The sequence below is a fragment of the Aphanothece microscopica RSMan92 genome (assembly GCF_046613545.2).
GTDB lineage: Bacteria > Cyanobacteriota > Cyanobacteriia > PCC-6307 > Cyanobiaceae > NIES-981.
Genome location: NZ_JBKKKY020000606.1, coordinates 1 through 416, shown reverse-complemented (window position 1 = coordinate 416; position 416 = coordinate 1). Strand labels below are relative to the sequence as shown.

The window sequence follows — 416 nt, the reverse complement described above, 5'->3', positions numbered from 1 at the left end:
CGTGCAAGGCCTGCGCACCGTGTTCCACACCCGGGCGGGCGAGGTCTGGGCCGTGGACGGCGTGGACGTGACCGTGGAACGCGGCGAATGTCTGGGCATCGTTGGCGAAAGCGGGTCGGGCAAATCCGTGACCTTCGCCAGCGTCATGGGCCTTGTGCGCGCGCCGGGCCGCGTGGCCGAGGGGCGCATCCTGTTCCAGGGCCGCGACCTGCGGGCGCTGACGGTCGAAGAGATGCGCGAAATCCGCGGCCGCGACATCGCCATGACCATGCAGGACGCGCTGACTGCGCTGAACCCCGCGCTGACCGTGGGCGAACAGCTGGGCGAGGTGCTGGTCGCCCATGACGCCACCCTGCCCCCGCGGGGCGGCGCCCGCCGCGCCGCGATCCGCGACCGCAGCGTCGAGATGCTGCGCC

Annotated in this window: 1 protein-coding gene; it reads left to right on the top strand. The window is 72.8% G+C overall.

The window, feature by feature from the left end; translation table 11 throughout:
* Positions 1-19 precede the first annotated feature (19 nt).
* On the top strand, positions 20-416 hold a 397-nt coding region (locus ACLD7X_RS19275), incomplete at its 3' end, for an ATP-binding cassette domain-containing protein (RefSeq protein ID WP_425625538.1).